Annotated in this window: 14 protein-coding genes; 6 read left to right on the top strand and 8 right to left on the bottom strand. The window is 67.3% G+C overall.

The genetic code is table 11. The annotated features are described in order from the left end of the window. Positions 1-20 precede the first annotated feature (20 nt). The 3 genes from AB4Z48_RS26915 to AB4Z48_RS26905 are packed head-to-tail and all read right to left on the bottom strand — an operon-like array spanning position 21 to position 3,035. On the bottom strand, positions 21-236 hold the full coding sequence (locus AB4Z48_RS26915) for a DUF2783 domain-containing protein (RefSeq protein ID WP_441619610.1): 216 nt from the start codon (positions 234-236) through the stop codon (positions 21-23). 37 nt (positions 237-273) lie between these two features. Beyond that, positions 274-2,022 (bottom strand): FAD-dependent oxidoreductase, encoded by a 1,749-nt coding sequence (locus AB4Z48_RS26910; protein ID WP_441619608.1) that lies wholly within the window; start codon positions 2,020-2,022, stop codon positions 274-276. 53 nt (positions 2,023-2,075) lie between these two features. Beyond that, positions 2,076-3,035, bottom strand: coding sequence for an MBL fold metallo-hydrolase (locus tag AB4Z48_RS26905; protein ID WP_441619606.1), 960 nt, complete (start codon positions 3,033-3,035; stop codon positions 2,076-2,078). Positions 3,036-3,333: 298 nt separating this feature from the next. Here AB4Z48_RS26905 and AB4Z48_RS26900 point away from each other — a divergent pair, with 298 nt between their 5' ends. Then, the gene (locus tag AB4Z48_RS26900; RefSeq protein ID WP_441619604.1) at positions 3,334-4,149 is read left to right on the top strand and encodes an IclR family transcriptional regulator; all 816 of its coding nucleotides are present in this window, start codon (positions 3,334-3,336) and stop codon (positions 4,147-4,149) included. A 4-nt stretch (positions 4,150-4,153) separates the two neighbouring features. After that, positions 4,154-5,014, top strand: coding sequence for an IclR family transcriptional regulator (locus AB4Z48_RS26895; protein ID WP_441619602.1), 861 nt, complete (start codon positions 4,154-4,156; stop codon positions 5,012-5,014). 18 nt (positions 5,015-5,032) lie between these two features. Here AB4Z48_RS26895 and AB4Z48_RS26890 read toward each other — a convergent pair whose 3' ends face one another. Continuing rightward, entirely contained in the window at positions 5,033-6,019 is a 987-nt protein-coding gene (locus tag AB4Z48_RS26890; RefSeq protein WP_441619600.1) for a LysR family transcriptional regulator, read from the bottom strand. A gap of 105 nt (positions 6,020-6,124) precedes the next feature. On the opposite strand from AB4Z48_RS26890, the gene AB4Z48_RS26885 reads away from it, so the two are divergent. The 3 genes from AB4Z48_RS26885 (at position 6,125) to AB4Z48_RS26875 (ending at position 8,425) form a co-directional block, all read left to right on the top strand. Further along, a complete protein-coding gene (locus AB4Z48_RS26885; RefSeq protein ID WP_441619598.1) occupies positions 6,125-6,247 on the top strand; it encodes a hypothetical protein in 123 nt (40 codons plus the stop codon). Positions 6,248-6,398: 151 nt separating this feature from the next. After that, complete coding sequence (locus tag AB4Z48_RS26880; protein WP_441619596.1) at positions 6,399-7,466, top strand: aromatic ring-hydroxylating dioxygenase subunit alpha; 1,068 nt, start codon at positions 6,399-6,401, stop codon at positions 7,464-7,466. A gap of 5 nt (positions 7,467-7,471) precedes the next feature. Next, positions 7,472-8,425 carry a PDR/VanB family oxidoreductase gene (locus AB4Z48_RS26875; RefSeq protein ID WP_441619594.1) on the top strand — a complete coding sequence of 318 codons (954 nt, stop codon included), beginning with the start codon at positions 7,472-7,474 and terminating at the stop codon, positions 8,423-8,425. A gap of 7 nt (positions 8,426-8,432) precedes the next feature. Here the strand turns inward: AB4Z48_RS26875 and AB4Z48_RS26870 are convergent, their stop codons facing one another. The 4 genes from AB4Z48_RS26870 to AB4Z48_RS26855 all read right to left on the bottom strand — a co-directional run bounded on the left by AB4Z48_RS26870 (position 8,433) and on the right by AB4Z48_RS26855 (position 12,575). Further along, positions 8,433-9,782 carry an MFS transporter gene (locus tag AB4Z48_RS26870; protein WP_441619592.1) on the bottom strand — a complete coding sequence of 450 codons (1,350 nt, stop codon included), beginning with the start codon at positions 9,780-9,782 and terminating at the stop codon, positions 8,433-8,435. A 65-nt stretch (positions 9,783-9,847) separates the two neighbouring features. After that, complete coding sequence (locus AB4Z48_RS26865) at positions 9,848-10,582, bottom strand: carboxymuconolactone decarboxylase family protein (protein ID WP_441619590.1); 735 nt, start codon at positions 10,580-10,582, stop codon at positions 9,848-9,850. A gap of 29 nt (positions 10,583-10,611) precedes the next feature. Then, the gene (locus AB4Z48_RS26860; RefSeq protein ID WP_441619589.1) at positions 10,612-11,430 is read right to left on the bottom strand and encodes an SDR family NAD(P)-dependent oxidoreductase; all 819 of its coding nucleotides are present in this window, start codon (positions 11,428-11,430) and stop codon (positions 10,612-10,614) included. Between the two features lie 89 nt (positions 11,431-11,519). Continuing rightward, the gene (locus tag AB4Z48_RS26855) at positions 11,520-12,575 is read right to left on the bottom strand and encodes a 3-keto-5-aminohexanoate cleavage protein (protein ID WP_441619587.1); all 1,056 of its coding nucleotides are present in this window, start codon (positions 12,573-12,575) and stop codon (positions 11,520-11,522) included. A gap of 134 nt (positions 12,576-12,709) precedes the next feature. On the opposite strand from AB4Z48_RS26855, the gene AB4Z48_RS26850 reads away from it, so the two are divergent. Continuing rightward, positions 12,710-13,744 (top strand): AraC family transcriptional regulator ligand-binding domain-containing protein, encoded by a 1,035-nt coding sequence (locus tag AB4Z48_RS26850; RefSeq protein WP_441619585.1) that lies wholly within the window; start codon positions 12,710-12,712, stop codon positions 13,742-13,744. Positions 13,745-13,766 lie beyond the last annotated feature (22 nt).

The following is a 13,766-nucleotide window of genomic DNA, read 5'->3' as shown; positions in this document are numbered from 1 at the left end:
GCGGGCCGGGCCCGCTGCGCTCAGGGTTGCGCGACGCGGCCTGGTGCCGTGCCGTCGCGCGCCATCTCCATGGCCGCGAGCAGCGTGCCATGGTCGCCGATATGGTTGGCGAGCAACAGGATCAGTTGCGCGTTGACGGCCTGACTCTGGCTGTCGTCCAGATCGCGGTGCATCTCGATCAGGGCTTCGTAGAAGTCGTCGGGGCGTGCCAGGTTAGGCTGGGTATTGAGGGTCATCGCTCTGCCTCCTTTTATCGGGATGTCGCCTTGAGATTCATGCCGGCACCAGGCCAGCGGGAGCCGGATCCGAAACCACCGCGGCTGGCCGCTGCGCGCCGGGCGCGTTGCCGGTCGCGCGCGCCATGGCCGCCGCGACGCCGGCGGCATCGATTCCCCGCCAGCGCGCGCAGACATGCTGGTCCGGGCGGATCAGGTACAGCGTGCCGGGTTGCGCGTCATAGCGCCGCGTGGCCAGCCCCTCGGTGTCTTGCAGTACCGTCACGCCGGCCGGCTGGCCGGCCTGGTCCGTGAGGCCCGTATCGAGCAGGACCACCCTGAGCGGCAAGCTGCCTTGCTGCAGGCGGAGCAGCGCCTGCAAGGCCTTGCCATCGGGCGCGCCGAACACCAGTGCGGTGAACTGCCCGCCCAGGTGCGGCAGCAGCCAGCCGGGGCCTTGCTCGCCGATGACCGGGGCGTCCACGCAGGCAGCGCCCGGCAGCATGTCGCCGGCAAAGTCGCCTGCATCGGCAGTGTTCAACGGCGAATCGCGCAGTACCGAGGGCACGGAAAGCCGCCCGCTGTTGACCAGCCGGCGCGCGAACGCATGCTGCTTCGACAGGTTGAGCACGGCGTCGCGGAACACCTTGCTGACGGCGCTCTTCGGCGTGATGAAATCGGTGGAGCGCGTCGAGTTGCGGATGTTCTCGTCGGCGGCGTACTCGCGTTCGCTCGCATAGGTATCGAGCAGGCTGTCCGGCGCATGGCCGCCGATCACGTAGGCCAGTTTCCAGGCAAGGTTCTCCGCATCCTGCACGCCGCTGTTGGCGCCGCGCGCCCCGAACGGCGACACGCCATGGGCCGAATCGCCGGCGAACAACACGTTGCCGTGGCGGAAGCTGTCCATGCGCAGGCAGGAGAAGGTATAGACGCTGACCCATTCCAGCTCGAACTTCACGTCCGCCCCGAGCAGCGCCTGCACGCGCGGGATGACGCGCTCGGGCGCTCTCTCCAGCACGGGATCGGCGTCCCAGCCGAGCTGGAAGTCGATGCGCCAGACATTGTCGGGCTGGCGATGCAGCAGCACGGACTGGTTCGGGTGGAAGGGCGGATCGAACCAGAACCAGCGCTCGGTCGGAAACTCCGCCTCCATCTTCACGTCGGCAATCAGGAAGCGATCCTTGAAGGTGCGGCCCTTGCTGTCGAGGCCGAGCAGGTTGCGCAGCGGGCTGCGCGAGCCGTCGGCGGCCACCACGTAGCGCCCGGCAAGGGCATAGGGGCCGTCGGGCGTGTCGATGGTCAGCACGACAGACGCATCGGCTGCGCCGGCATGGCGCTGCTCGATGCCGGTGACCTTGTGCTTCCAGCGGATGTCCAGGTTCGGCAACTGGCGTGCGCGGTCGAGCAGGAAACCCTCGACGTAGTACTGCTGCAGGTTGATGAAGGCGGGGCGCTGGTGGCCCGCCTCCGGCAGCAGGTCGAAGGCGTAGACCTGTTCGTCGCGCACGAATACCTTGCCGACGTTCCAGCACACGCCCTTGTCCACCATGCGCCCGCCGCACCCCAGGCGGTCGAAGATGTCCAGGGTGCGCTTGGCGAAGCAGATCGCGCGCGACCCGCTCGACAGCGTGCAGTCGTCGTCCACCAGCACGACCGGCACGCCATGCTGGGCCAGGTCGATCGCGGTGGCCAGGCCGACAGGGCCGGCGCCGACGACGATGACCGGGTGAGGGTTGCCGGCGTGCCCCTGTCGCTGCTCGGGACAGGGCTGATACTCAAATGACAGGTTCTGGTAGTCGTTGTTCATGCGTGTGTCTCCATCCACTCTTCCCGGCTGTTCCCGCTCGCTACGGTTCGCGCTTATTCCTGCAGCGCGGCCCACATTTCCTTGTCGCGCTGGGCGGTCCAGATGCGCGGATGGGCGATGCCACTGGCTTCGTCGAAAGCGCGCGACACGTCGAACGGCAGGCAGTGTTCGTAGATGAAGACATGGCCGAACTTCGGGTCCATCGACTCGCGCGTATGGGCCATGGCGCGCTTCAGGTCCAGGCGATCGGCCACGGCCTCCTTGCCGGCCTGGAACAGCGTGCTGACGAAGTCCTTCGTATAGGCGATGCCTTGCCTGACCTCTTCCGGGTTGGTAAGGGCGGGGCCGCGGCCCGGCACCAGCTTTTCGGCGCCCAGCGCCTGCAGGGCGTCGAGCGTGGCCGGCCATTGCGCGAGCTGCGCGTCGCCGCAGTAGCAGGCCGCGTCGTATTCGACCAGGTCGCCGGAGAACAGCACCTTCTGCGACGGCAGCCAGACCACCGTATCACCCTTGGTGTGCCCGGAACCCAGGTGCGCGATGCGGACTTCCAGCTTGCCCAGGTACAGCGTGATCTCCTTCTCGAACACCAGCGTCGGCCAGGTCAGGCCGGGCACGGTCTCGACGCCGGCGAACAGGCGCGGGAAGCGCTCGATCTCGGACTTCATGTCGGCCTCACCGCGCTCCACGATCATCTCGTAGGTGCCGCGGCTGGCGATGACCTGCTCTGCGCCCTCGGCAAAGTACGCCGAGGCACCCAGCACGCGCACCGCGTGGTAGTGCGAAAGCACGACGTACTTGATCGGCTTGTCGGTGACCGAGCGGATCCTGGCGATCAGATCCTGGGCCATGGCAGGGGTGGCCGTGGTATCGACGATCAGCACGCCGTCGTCGCCGATGATCACACCCGAGTTGGGGTCGCCCTCGGCGGTGTACGCGTAGGCGTTCTCGGAGAGCTGGGTAAAGGTGACTTTCTTGGCTTCCAGGTCGGCCTGGGATGCGAATGCCTTGCTCATGCTTGCCTCTTTGCTTGTCTGTCGTTTTGTGGGGGGACGAGACGGCGCAAGCCATGGCGATCGGCTGCAATGGTGGAGGCTGTCTCGCCCCGTCTTGACTCTGTGCTCTGTGGTTGCACCGGTTGCGGGGTAAGGCCATCTTAGGAATGCCGGTTAAATTAGTCAAGAGCAAAACATATTGCCATTGACTAATCTTGAGGCGAGCAATGAATGGGGCACCGAATCTAGGGGAAAACCCGATATCTTCTAGGGCGCATGAGGCCCGTCCATTACCATCTGGTCTTTCAAAGGAAAACGAATGGCACGATCAGCGGACGCCACGCCGGATGAAGGCGCGGCGGAGAAGGCGCAGCGCGGTATCCAGAGTGTCGAGGTCGGCGGGCGCTTCCTGCGGGCGCTGGCCGATGTGCGCGCGCCGATGACGCTGGTCGACCTCGCCGCCAGCGTGCAGATCGCGCCCGCGCAGGCTCACACTTACCTGGTCAGTCTGGTGCGGCTCGGGCTGATCAAGCGGGACCACCTGTCGGGCCGCTACGAGCCGGGCCCGCTGGCGCTGCAGCTCGGCATGCTGTACCTCGACCACGACGCCGCCTACCGGGCTGCCGTGCCGCGCGTGGCCGGGCTTGCCGCGTCCTGCGGGTTCAGCGTGGCGATCTGTGCCGCGGGTCCGCAGGGGCCCACCATCGTGCGCTATGCGCATGCCGGCTCGCCGCTGCACGTGAACTTGCATGTCGGCACGGTGATGTCGCTGTCGGCAACCGCAACCGGCCGCGTGTTCTGTGCTTTCCTGCCGCCCGGGCAATGGCAGGCGATCTGGCAGCGGCAGCAGGCGGCGGATACCGCCGCGGCCGGCGCCACGGCGCAGGCCGGCGCCTTCGCCGCCACGCTCGCCGCCATCCGCGAGCGCGGCATCGAGCGCAGCATCGATGCGCCGAGCCCCGCCGTCAGCAGCCTGAGCGTGCCGGTGCTCGACGAAGCCGGGCAGCTGCGCCTGGTCCTGACCGTGGTCGGGGCGACCGGCGTCATCGACGTGGACTGGGGCGGCCCCGTGGCCAGCGCGCTGCTGGCCACCGCCGCCGCCATCCGCGAGGCCGTTGCCGGCACCACCGAATGACCGAATGACAGGCCCATCCTTGCCAATCGACGACAACCAGGGCGACGCCGCCAAGCCCCAGCGCGGCATCCAGTCGCTCGACAACACCGGCCAGCTGCTCGCGGCGCTGGTGGCCGCGGGCCGGCCCTTGCCTTTGCGCGACCTGGCTCGCGCGGCCGGCATGGCGCCCGCCAAGGCGTTTCCGCATCTGGTCAGCCTGCAGAAGATCGGCTTGCTGGCGCGGGATGCGGCGGGCAATTTCCGCGCGGGCCCGCTGGGGCTGGAACTCGGGCTGATTGCCCTGCAACGGCTTTCGCCCACGCGCGAGGCCGAGCCGGAAGTCATCGAGCTGGCCGGCACGACCAGCCTGAGCGTGGCCATGGCCGTGCTCGGCCCGCTGGGGCCGACGGTGGTGCGGCTGGAAGAGGCGGCGCGCCCGCAGCACGTCAGCCTGCGCGTCGGCACGGTGCTGTCGCTGGTCAATACGGCGATCGGCCGGCTGTTCGCCGCGCATCTGCCGGAACACGTGCTGCTGGGTTTGCTGGAGCAGGATGCGCTTCGGCTGGCCGGCGTGCCGAAGGCGGAAGTCGTCGAAGCCGGGGGCGGGAAGGGCGAAACGCTTGCCCCGGCCTATGCGGCGCGGCTGGCGCAGATCCGCACCGCGCGCATCGACAATGCACTGGGCAGGCCCGTGCCCGGCATCGACACGCTGGCCGCGGCCGTGTTCGACCATACCGGCAGCATCGCGCTGGTCGTCGCCCTGATCGGCACCTCGGGCAGCTTCGACAGCCACACCGATGGCGAGACGGCCCGGGTGCTGCTGCAAGCGGCGCGGCGATTGTCGTGGCGGTTTGGCGCGATGGAGCCGGCAGCGGCGAACGGCTAGCCGCGCGGGCTTCGCGCCTTACTCTTCTTTCGCCGCGCGCCGGGATCGCTTGACCGGCGCCGGCGATGCCGGCTCGCCTGCTTCCACCTGCACTTGCGGATAATGCTCGAAGGTGCGCTTCATCAGCTCCCGCAGCCAGATGATCGCCGGGTCATGGTGGAAGCGAGGGTGCCAGTGCTGCCTGATGGCGAATTCCGGCAGCGCCACCGGCGGCTGCATGACACGCACCGTGCCGTACCTGGCGAACACATTGGCCAGCTCCAGCGGCACCGTCGCAATCAGCTCCGGCTGCTGTTCCATCAACAGCGGCACGACCAGGAAGTGCGGCGTCGACAGGTAGATATTGCGCTTGATGCCGTGATCGTCGAACGCGCTGTCGTAGGCTGCGCTGGCGCGCCCCGAGAGCGTGACGACGATCTGCGGCATGCGCTGGAACTGCTCGAGCGTCAGCGCTTCGCCCACTTCGTGGTTGCGCGCGCTGACGATGGTCACGAACGAATGCATGAACAGGCGCTGCTGGAACAGGCCCTCCGGCGCAGCGCGGATGGAGCCAAGCGCCAGGTCGGCCTCGCCGGAGCCGAGCATGCCCTCGATCTGCTGGAGCGGGACCTGCAAGGTGCGCAGCGTGCAAAGCGGTGCCTCGCGGCGCAGCCGGCTGATGAGCGGCGGCAGGAACACCAGCTCGCCCATGTCGGTCATGCAGAGATTGAATGTGCGCCGCGCTGTGAGCGGATCGAACCGCGCCTGCGACAGGACCTGCTGCCTGACCGTGGCCATCACGCCCACGATGGCTTCGGTGAGTTCGGCCGCCTTGTGCGTGGGCATCATGCCCTCCGGCGCCTTGACGAAGAGCTGGTCGTCGAAGAAGGCGCGCAGCCGGTTCAGGGCGTGGCTCATCGCGCTCTGGGTCAGGCCAAGTTCCTGCGCGGCCTTGGTGACGCTGCGTTCGCGCAGCATCGCATCGAACACCGCCAGGAGATTCAGGTCCAGGTCCGTCGCATGCATGGCGTACATTCTCGCTATTAGGTGGATGACGTTGACGCATGTTTCCCCGAAACCTATTCTGCAGTCAAGGGCCCCGCAGACGGGCCCTGGCAACGGAGACAAGGCATGACCCCCGACCTGCAACCGCATTTCCATGTGCACTTCTTCGTGCGCATCCTCGTGCGCATCCTTGTGCATATCCACGCCCACCGGCACACGCCTGCGCACGGCGCATGGCTTTCATCCTGATGCTTTCCCCGCTGCCGGGCGCAGCACACTAGCCAGCCGATCCGCCTCGCGCGTCCCGCACATGCTTCGCTGCCCAGCGATGCGTGCGTGGCAAGCCGCGCCCGGGATTCCCGCGGCGCACGCGCAACAGCCCTTCAGAAGGAATACGAGCATGTTTATCAAGAACACCTGGTATGTCGCCGCCTGGGACAAGGAAATCCCTCGCGAAGGCATGTTCTCCCGCACCATCATCGGCATGCCGGTGGTGATGTATCGCAAGGAAGACGGCAGCATCGTCGCCCTGGAAGACCGCTGCTGCCATCGCGGCGCGCCGCTGTCGGTCGGGCGCAGGGAAGGGGACTGCATCCGTTGCATGTACCACGGCCTGAAGTTCGACAGCGCCGGTAAGTGCGTCGGGGCGCCGGCGCAGGAGCGCATTCCGCCGCAGGCAAAGGTGCGCAAGTTCCCCATCGTCGAGCAGCACCGCTGGGTGTGGATCTGGATGGGCGATCCGGAGAAAGCCGATCCGTCTCTCGTGCCGGACACACAGTGGCTGGACCACCCGGACTGGCGCAGCCTGGATGGTTATATCCACTACGACGTGAATTACCTGCTGATCTGCGACAACCTGCTCGACTTCTCGCACCTTCCCTTCGTCCATCCGACCACCCTGGGCGGCGGCGAGGACTATGCAGCCGTGCAGCCGAAGGTGGAGCGTATCGATGGCGGTGTCAAGATCACGCGCTGGGCGCTTAACACCGACGCGCCCGCATTCGCCAAGGCGGTCAAGGCGTGGCCCGGGAAGGTCGACCGCTGGAATATCTACAACTTCACGCTTCCGGCCATCCTGCTGATGGACTCGGGAATGGCGCCCACCGGCACCGGAGCGCCGGAGGGCACGCGCATCGATGCCGCCGAGTTCCGTGGCTGCCAGGCGATCACGCCGGAGACGGAGAATTCCACGCATTACTTCTTCGCGCATCCGCACAACTTCGCCATCGACAAGCCGGAAGTCACCGCCTCGATCCACCAGAGCGTGGTCACCGCATTCGACGAGGACCGCGACATCATCTCGGCCCAGCAGCGCAGTCTCGCGCTCGCTCCGGACTTCAAGATGATGCCGTTCTCGATCGATGCCGCGCTGTCGCAGTTCCGCTGGGCGGTCGCCCGCAGGCTCGAAGAGGAGTCGGCCCAGGCTGCCGCGCCTGCCGAAGCCAGAACGATTGCCTTGCAGAGGTAGTGCAGATGCTCGAACTCATCGTATCCAGGCTGACCGCGGAGGCCGAAGGCGTACGCGGCGTCGAGCTGCGCCGCCCGTGCGGCGGCGCCTTGCCGGCGTTCAGCGCGGGCGCGCACATCGACGTCCAGCTGCCCGGCAACATCGTCAGGCAGTACTCGCTGTGCAACGACGCCGCCGAAACCGACCGCTATTGCCTTGGCGTCGGCCTTGCGCAGGCATCGCGCGGCGGCTCGCGCTTCGTTCACGAAGGACTCAGGGAGGGCGACTCGCTTGCTGTCAGCGCGCCGCGCTCGCTGTTCGGCATCGAAGCGGCTGCCAGCACCCATGTCTTCATCGCCGGCGGCATCGGCATCACGCCGGTTCTCAGCATGATCCGCTGGTGCGAAGCCAACCACAGGCCATGGAAGCTGTTGTATTGCGTGCGCTCGCGCCAGCGCGCGGCGTATCTGGCGGCGTTGTCGCGCTTTGGCCAACGGGTGCAGGTTCACGCCGACGACGAACGCGGCGGGGATCTGGCCGATATCTCGTCCTTTCTCGGCGGACTGGCCGAAGGCAGCCATGTGTACTGCTGTGGTCCTGCACCGCTGATGGACGCGGTGGCCGCGACGGCGGCAGCAGCAGGCGTGCCCGGCGCGGCGACCCACTTCGAGCGCTTCAATGCCGGCCCGCAACGGACCGGCGCGGATGCGGAGCAGGGATTCACCGTGGTCCTGCGCCGCCATGGCGGCCGCTTCGCGGTCCCCGGTGGCGTCTCCATCCTCGAAACCCTGGAGCGCAACGGCGTCCCCCTGCCTTTTTCCTGCCGGGAGGGACTGTGCCGCAGTTGCGAAGTGCCCGTGCTGGCCGGCGTGGCGGACCACCGCGACTATGTGCTGGGCGACGATGAGCGGCAGGCCAACACGAGCATCATGATCTGCGTCTCCAGGGCGCTGACGCCCGAGCTTGAACTCGATATCTAGCCACTTGTCACCGCGCGGGCCCGCCTTCGCGCACCGGCTTGTCGTCCAGCAGCCGGGCGGGGATGGCAAGCAGCAGGGTGAGCGCCCCGCCAACCAGCAGCACCGCAAGCATGTCGAAGGCGAAATAGAGATCGCCGGTGCGGGTCTTCAGCGCGCCCACGACGATGGGGCTGAGCAATGCCGCGAGGCCGCCCAGGCTGCTGATGAAGGCGATGCCCGCGGGGGCCTGGCCGCGAGGCAGGTAAGCCGGCGGGATGGTCCAGAACACGGGTAGCGCGGCCAGGCACGCCGCGGCGCCGGCAGTCATGCAGATCACCGACGGCAGCAGCGCGCCGCGCACAAGGCCCAGCAGCAGGAAGCTGGCGGCGCCGACCAACATGGTGCCGGCGACGTGCCAGCGCCGCTCGAGGCGTCGGTCCGAACTGCGCGCCAGCAGGAACATGGCAGCCAGGGCGAGCAGGTAGGGCAGGCTGGAGATCCAGCCGATGCGGGCGACCTGGTCCACACCGAAGTCACGGATCAGTGTCGGCATCCAGTAGGCAATGGTGTTGGTGGCCGCGTAGATGGAAAGGAAGGCCAGCCCGATCGCATAGATGCGCGCATCCCCGAGCAAGCTCCGCAGGCCGCCGTGCCCCTGCGGGCGGCTTTCGGTGGCGAGCTGGCGCCGCAGCATGGCCTTCTCGGATACGCTCAGCCACGGCGCGGAGTCCGGGCCGTCATCGAGCCATCGGTAGGCCAGCAGGCCCAGCAACACGGCGGGAATGCCTTCCACCACGAACAGCACCTGCCAGTCCCGCAGCCCCAGCCAGCCATCGAGATGCGACATGATGGCCGCCGCCAGCGGGCCGCTGATCATGCCGGCGACCGTTCCCGACATCAGGAACAGCGAGGTGATCCGGCCCCGGCGTGCGGCGGGGAACCAGTATGTCAGGTAGAGAATGACGCCGGGAAAGAACCCCGCTTCGGCGACGCCCAGCAGGAAGCGGGCGGCGTAGAGCGCCGCGGGCGAATTGACCTGGCTGGTGGCGATGGTCGCGACGCCCCACAGCAGCAGGATGCGGGTGATGGTCAGGCGCGCGCCGATCTTCTGCATGTACAGGTTGCTCGGCACTTCGAACAGGATGTAGCCGGCAAAGAACGCCGCCGCCCCGATGCCATAGGCCGCATCCGACAAGCCCAGGTCGTGCGCCATGCGCAGCTTGGCGAAGGAGATGTTGATGCGGTCGATGGTGTTCAGCACATAGGCCAGGAACAGGAACGGCAGCAAGCGCCACATGATCTTCCGATAAAGGGCGGCAAGCGTGCCCGCGTCTTCGCTCAGCGTTGCGGCGGGGGGGAGTTGGGCCAGTGATTGCACTGTGGCCTCCTGTACGTTCCTGGGGATGGGGGACGGCGGGCACTGCCATGCGGCGCCCGCTGGCGCTAGGCTTCGATGGCCCGGCAAGCCTGGTCGAGCAGCGGCACCGCCAGTTCGCAGGCCTCGATCCCCTGCAGGCTGACGATCTTGAGCACGGCCAGGATCTGCTCGCGCGTCGCGCCGAGCTTGAGTGCCGCCTCGATATGCCGTTGCGTGCCATGGCCGTACATATGGGTGATGGCGGCATCGCCGGCGATGCAGAGAAACTCGATCCAGAGCGGCGGCAGGATGTTGTCGCGCCACAGGCCGAAGCCCATCGCCAGGAATTTCTCCAGGTACAGCGGATCCCAGCGGTACAGCGTTTCCCACAGCGGGTTGAACATCCCGTTGGCGCGCACGGCGTCGCATACCGGCGTGGCGCCGGCCGCCACCGGCTCGTCGGGCAGGCCCGCGCGGGCCAGTTCCTCGGCGAGCGCCGGCACGCCGACCGCGCAGGCGTGGATGCCAACCACGCTGGCCAACTTGAAGACTTCGAGGATTTCGGCACGGCTCGCGCCGAGCTGGAGCGCCTCGCGGACGTGGCGCGACACGCCGGGCTTGTAGAGATGGGTCGCCGTCACGTCGATATTCAGGCGGATCAGCGCGACGAGCTTGGGGTCGAGCACGCCCTCGGCCTGTGCGTCGCGGGCCAGCGCGACCCAGGAAGCGATCCACTTGGGATCCCATTGCGTGAGCGGGTCGAGCTCGCTGCCGAGCACGCCGTTGTCCCGCAGCGCCTTGTAGTGGGGGAAGAGATTCATTTGCATATCTGTCGAAGCTGTTGCGGTGATCAGATCACCGAGCCCCCGTTGGGGCTGATCACCTGGCCGACCAGGTAGTGCTCGTCGCTCGCAAGGTGCAGCACCGTCGCGGCATACTCTTCGACCGTGCCGAAGCGCCCCGAGGGGCAGCCCTGCCAGAGCCGGTTGCGGCCGGCATCGCCGATCTGCTCCAGGTATTGGTTGAAGGCGGGCGTCGCGACGCCGCCCGGCGCCATCGCGTTGACGAAGATGTTGGCGCCGGCCACTTCCATGGCCACCGACCGGGTGAACGCGATCACCGCGCCCTTGGTGGCGCTGTAGTGCGGGCTGTGCGCGCTCTTCGACGAGATGCCGGCGATCGACGCGACGTTGACGATGCGCCCGAAGCGCTGCGGCTGCATCAGCTTCAGCGCTTCGCGCGTGCAATAGAAGACACCGTGCACATTGACGCCCCAGTAGCGCAGCCATTCGTCGTCGCTGATTTCACTGGTGAACCCCAGCGAGTCGCGCGCCACCGGCGTTTGCATGTACTCGTAGAGCTGGTTGCGGCGCCCGGTGTCGATTGGCCTGTTGGGCGTCAGCGCGGCGTTGTTGACGAGCGCGTGCACCGTGCCGAAGCGCGCCACGGCGGCCGCGAACATGGCGCTGACCTCGGCGCTGGACGAGACATCGCAGTGCAGTGCCAGGCAGGCGCCGCCCGCGGCTTCCACCGCTTCGCGGGCCTCGTGCAGCGATGTCTGGTTCACGTCGCAGATCACGACGTCTGCGCCTTCGCGCGCCAACGTGACGGCGATCGCCTTGCCCAGGCCCGGCCCGACGCCGGTCACGAGCGCAACTTTGTCTTTCATTCGCATGGCAGTACCACTGTTGCTGAGGTGAGGCCGGCCCTCGTGCGCGTGGCTGGCGAGGGCCGGTGGGTGATGCGGCAAGCGCGGGATCAGGCCGCTTGCGGCACGGGGAAGCCGCGCTGGCCCGGCTTGCGGTTGGGCACCATGCCGAGGTTGCGGATGGTCTCGTCGGCGCTGTCGTACCACTCGTCGATCTTGTAGATGCGGCGCGCATCCTTGCCATCGGCCACATCGCGGCCCAGTTCGCGCGCCAGGCGCACGGTCTGCTCGATCTGCTGCACCGAAGTCATGCGTTCGCCCTTGCGGCCCCACAGGTTGTCCTCGATGCCCACGCGCACGTGCAGGCCGAGCGCGATCGCCATGGCGTTCATGGGCAGCACGGCGCGCATGGCGCTCTCGATCGTCAGCACGGCACCGTCGGGCGTGCGGCGCACGAACTCGATCATGTCGGCCGGGTGCAGGCCGGCCGCGCCGCCGCCGATGGCGACATAGTTCAGGATCAGCGGACCACGGTACAGGCCCTTGCGGATCAGGCGCTCGACGGTTTCGAGCTGCGCCACGTGGCCGAGCATGAAATGGGGCTGGATGCCCGCCTTCGTCAGCCGCTCCAGGTGCTCGAGGAAGAACGAGGGCTTCGAGTCGACCACCATTTCACTGTACGCCTTGACGTACTCGGGCTTCTCCAGGATGGTGCCCTTGACGTCGTCCTCGGTCAGCATCTCGCAGATGTTCATCTGGCTGGTGTTGATGGCGATGGTCACCTGGTCCGGCTTCGGGTTCAGATCGGCCAGCATGTGGCGGGTGTCATAGTCCAGCCATTCGGCTGCCTTGCCTTCGCCCTCCGGCGCGAAGGAGATCGAGCCCCCGACCTGCAGCACCATGTCGGGCACGGCTTCGCGCAGGCGGGCCAGCATCTCGTTGAACATCGAAAGGCGCTTCGAGCCCTTGCCGTCGGATTCACGCACATGCACGTGCAGCACGGTGGCGCCCGCGTTGTAGCAATCCACGGCCTTCTGGACCTGGGCATCCATGCTGACCGGGATGTCGTCGGAATCGGTGGGCAGCCATTGCGGGCCGTAGGGCGCCACCTGGATCACCAGTTTTTCCTGGTTTTCGGGAAGCAGGCTGTCGTCGAGAAAATGCATGGGTCGTCTCCTGGTTGGTCGGGAATATCAGCGCGGGGCGCATGGCGATATTCTGGACGGCATCGAGACCTTTTGTTTATCCTTGCGTCACTCCTTAATATACTGGTGTCACACTTGGTGGAAACCCTGAATTTATGAAGCCGGTCAACCGTTCCGTACCCATGGGCACCCTGGCGCGCGTGATCGAAGTCCTGCGGGAACTTGGCGTGGATCCCTGGCCGGTCCTGGGCCGCCATGGCGTAACCGCGGCGGCGCTGGAGGAGCCCATGGCACCGCTGGCGCTGGCGGTGTGCGCGCGTATCCTCGCGGACGCCAGCGATTCGGCTGCCTGCCCGCACCTCGGCGTGCTGGTGGGTGCCCGGGCGAACATGGAGAATGCCGGCCCCCTGCGGCTGCTGCTGCTGTCCTCGAAGACGGCGCGCGATGCCGTGGAGGGCATCCTGCGCTACGGCCGCATCTGGTACCGGGGCATCGATACGGCGCTCACCGTGCGTGAGGGTTACGCGGCATTCTCGGTCGAGATCGACGGCACCTTCGCTGGCCGCGAGGAATTGCTGACGGCCTACCTGGCGGCCAACCTCCAGTTGTTCCGCCTGCTGCTCGGCAAGATGTGGACGCCCGCGGCGGTTCACCTGTCCCGGCCGCTCCCTGCCGGGCTGGGGCCGTACGCCTCGCACTTCGGTCCCCATGTCCTGTTTGGCCAGCCGCGCGACGAATTCACCTTCGCCTCGGCCACCCTCGACCAGCGCTGCGGCGTGGCCGACGAGGCGCTCGAATCGTCGGTGGTCCGCTACCTCAGCGAGCTGGAATCCCATGTCATGCCTGATTTTCTCGGCCAGGTCCGCCATGCGCTGCGCGACCTGATGCTGCTGGGAGAGTGCACCGCGACCCGGCTGGCTTCGCTGTTTGCCGTGCACCGCTTTACCCTGCATCGTCACTTGCAGGATCACGGCACGTCTTTCGCCGTGTTGCTCGACGAAGAACGCCGCGCGCTTGCGCGGCGCTTGCTGGCCAATACGGATCTGCCCGCGGGCGATATCGCCCAGGCCCTGGGTTTCAAGACGCAGGCGGGATTCAACAAGGCCTTCCAGCGTTGGGAAGGCGTGCCTCCCGGGGCGCTGCGCACCGAGCGCCGCCGGCGGCCCCGCCTCACCGTCCACCGCGCATAGCGCCGGGGCGCGCCGCTCCCAT

Source organism: Cupriavidus sp. 2TAF22 (assembly GCF_052115045.1).
Lineage (GTDB): Bacteria > Pseudomonadota > Gammaproteobacteria > Burkholderiales > Burkholderiaceae > Cupriavidus.
Note: the sequence above shows the minus strand (reverse complement) of the source record. Positions and strands in the feature narration are given on the sequence as shown.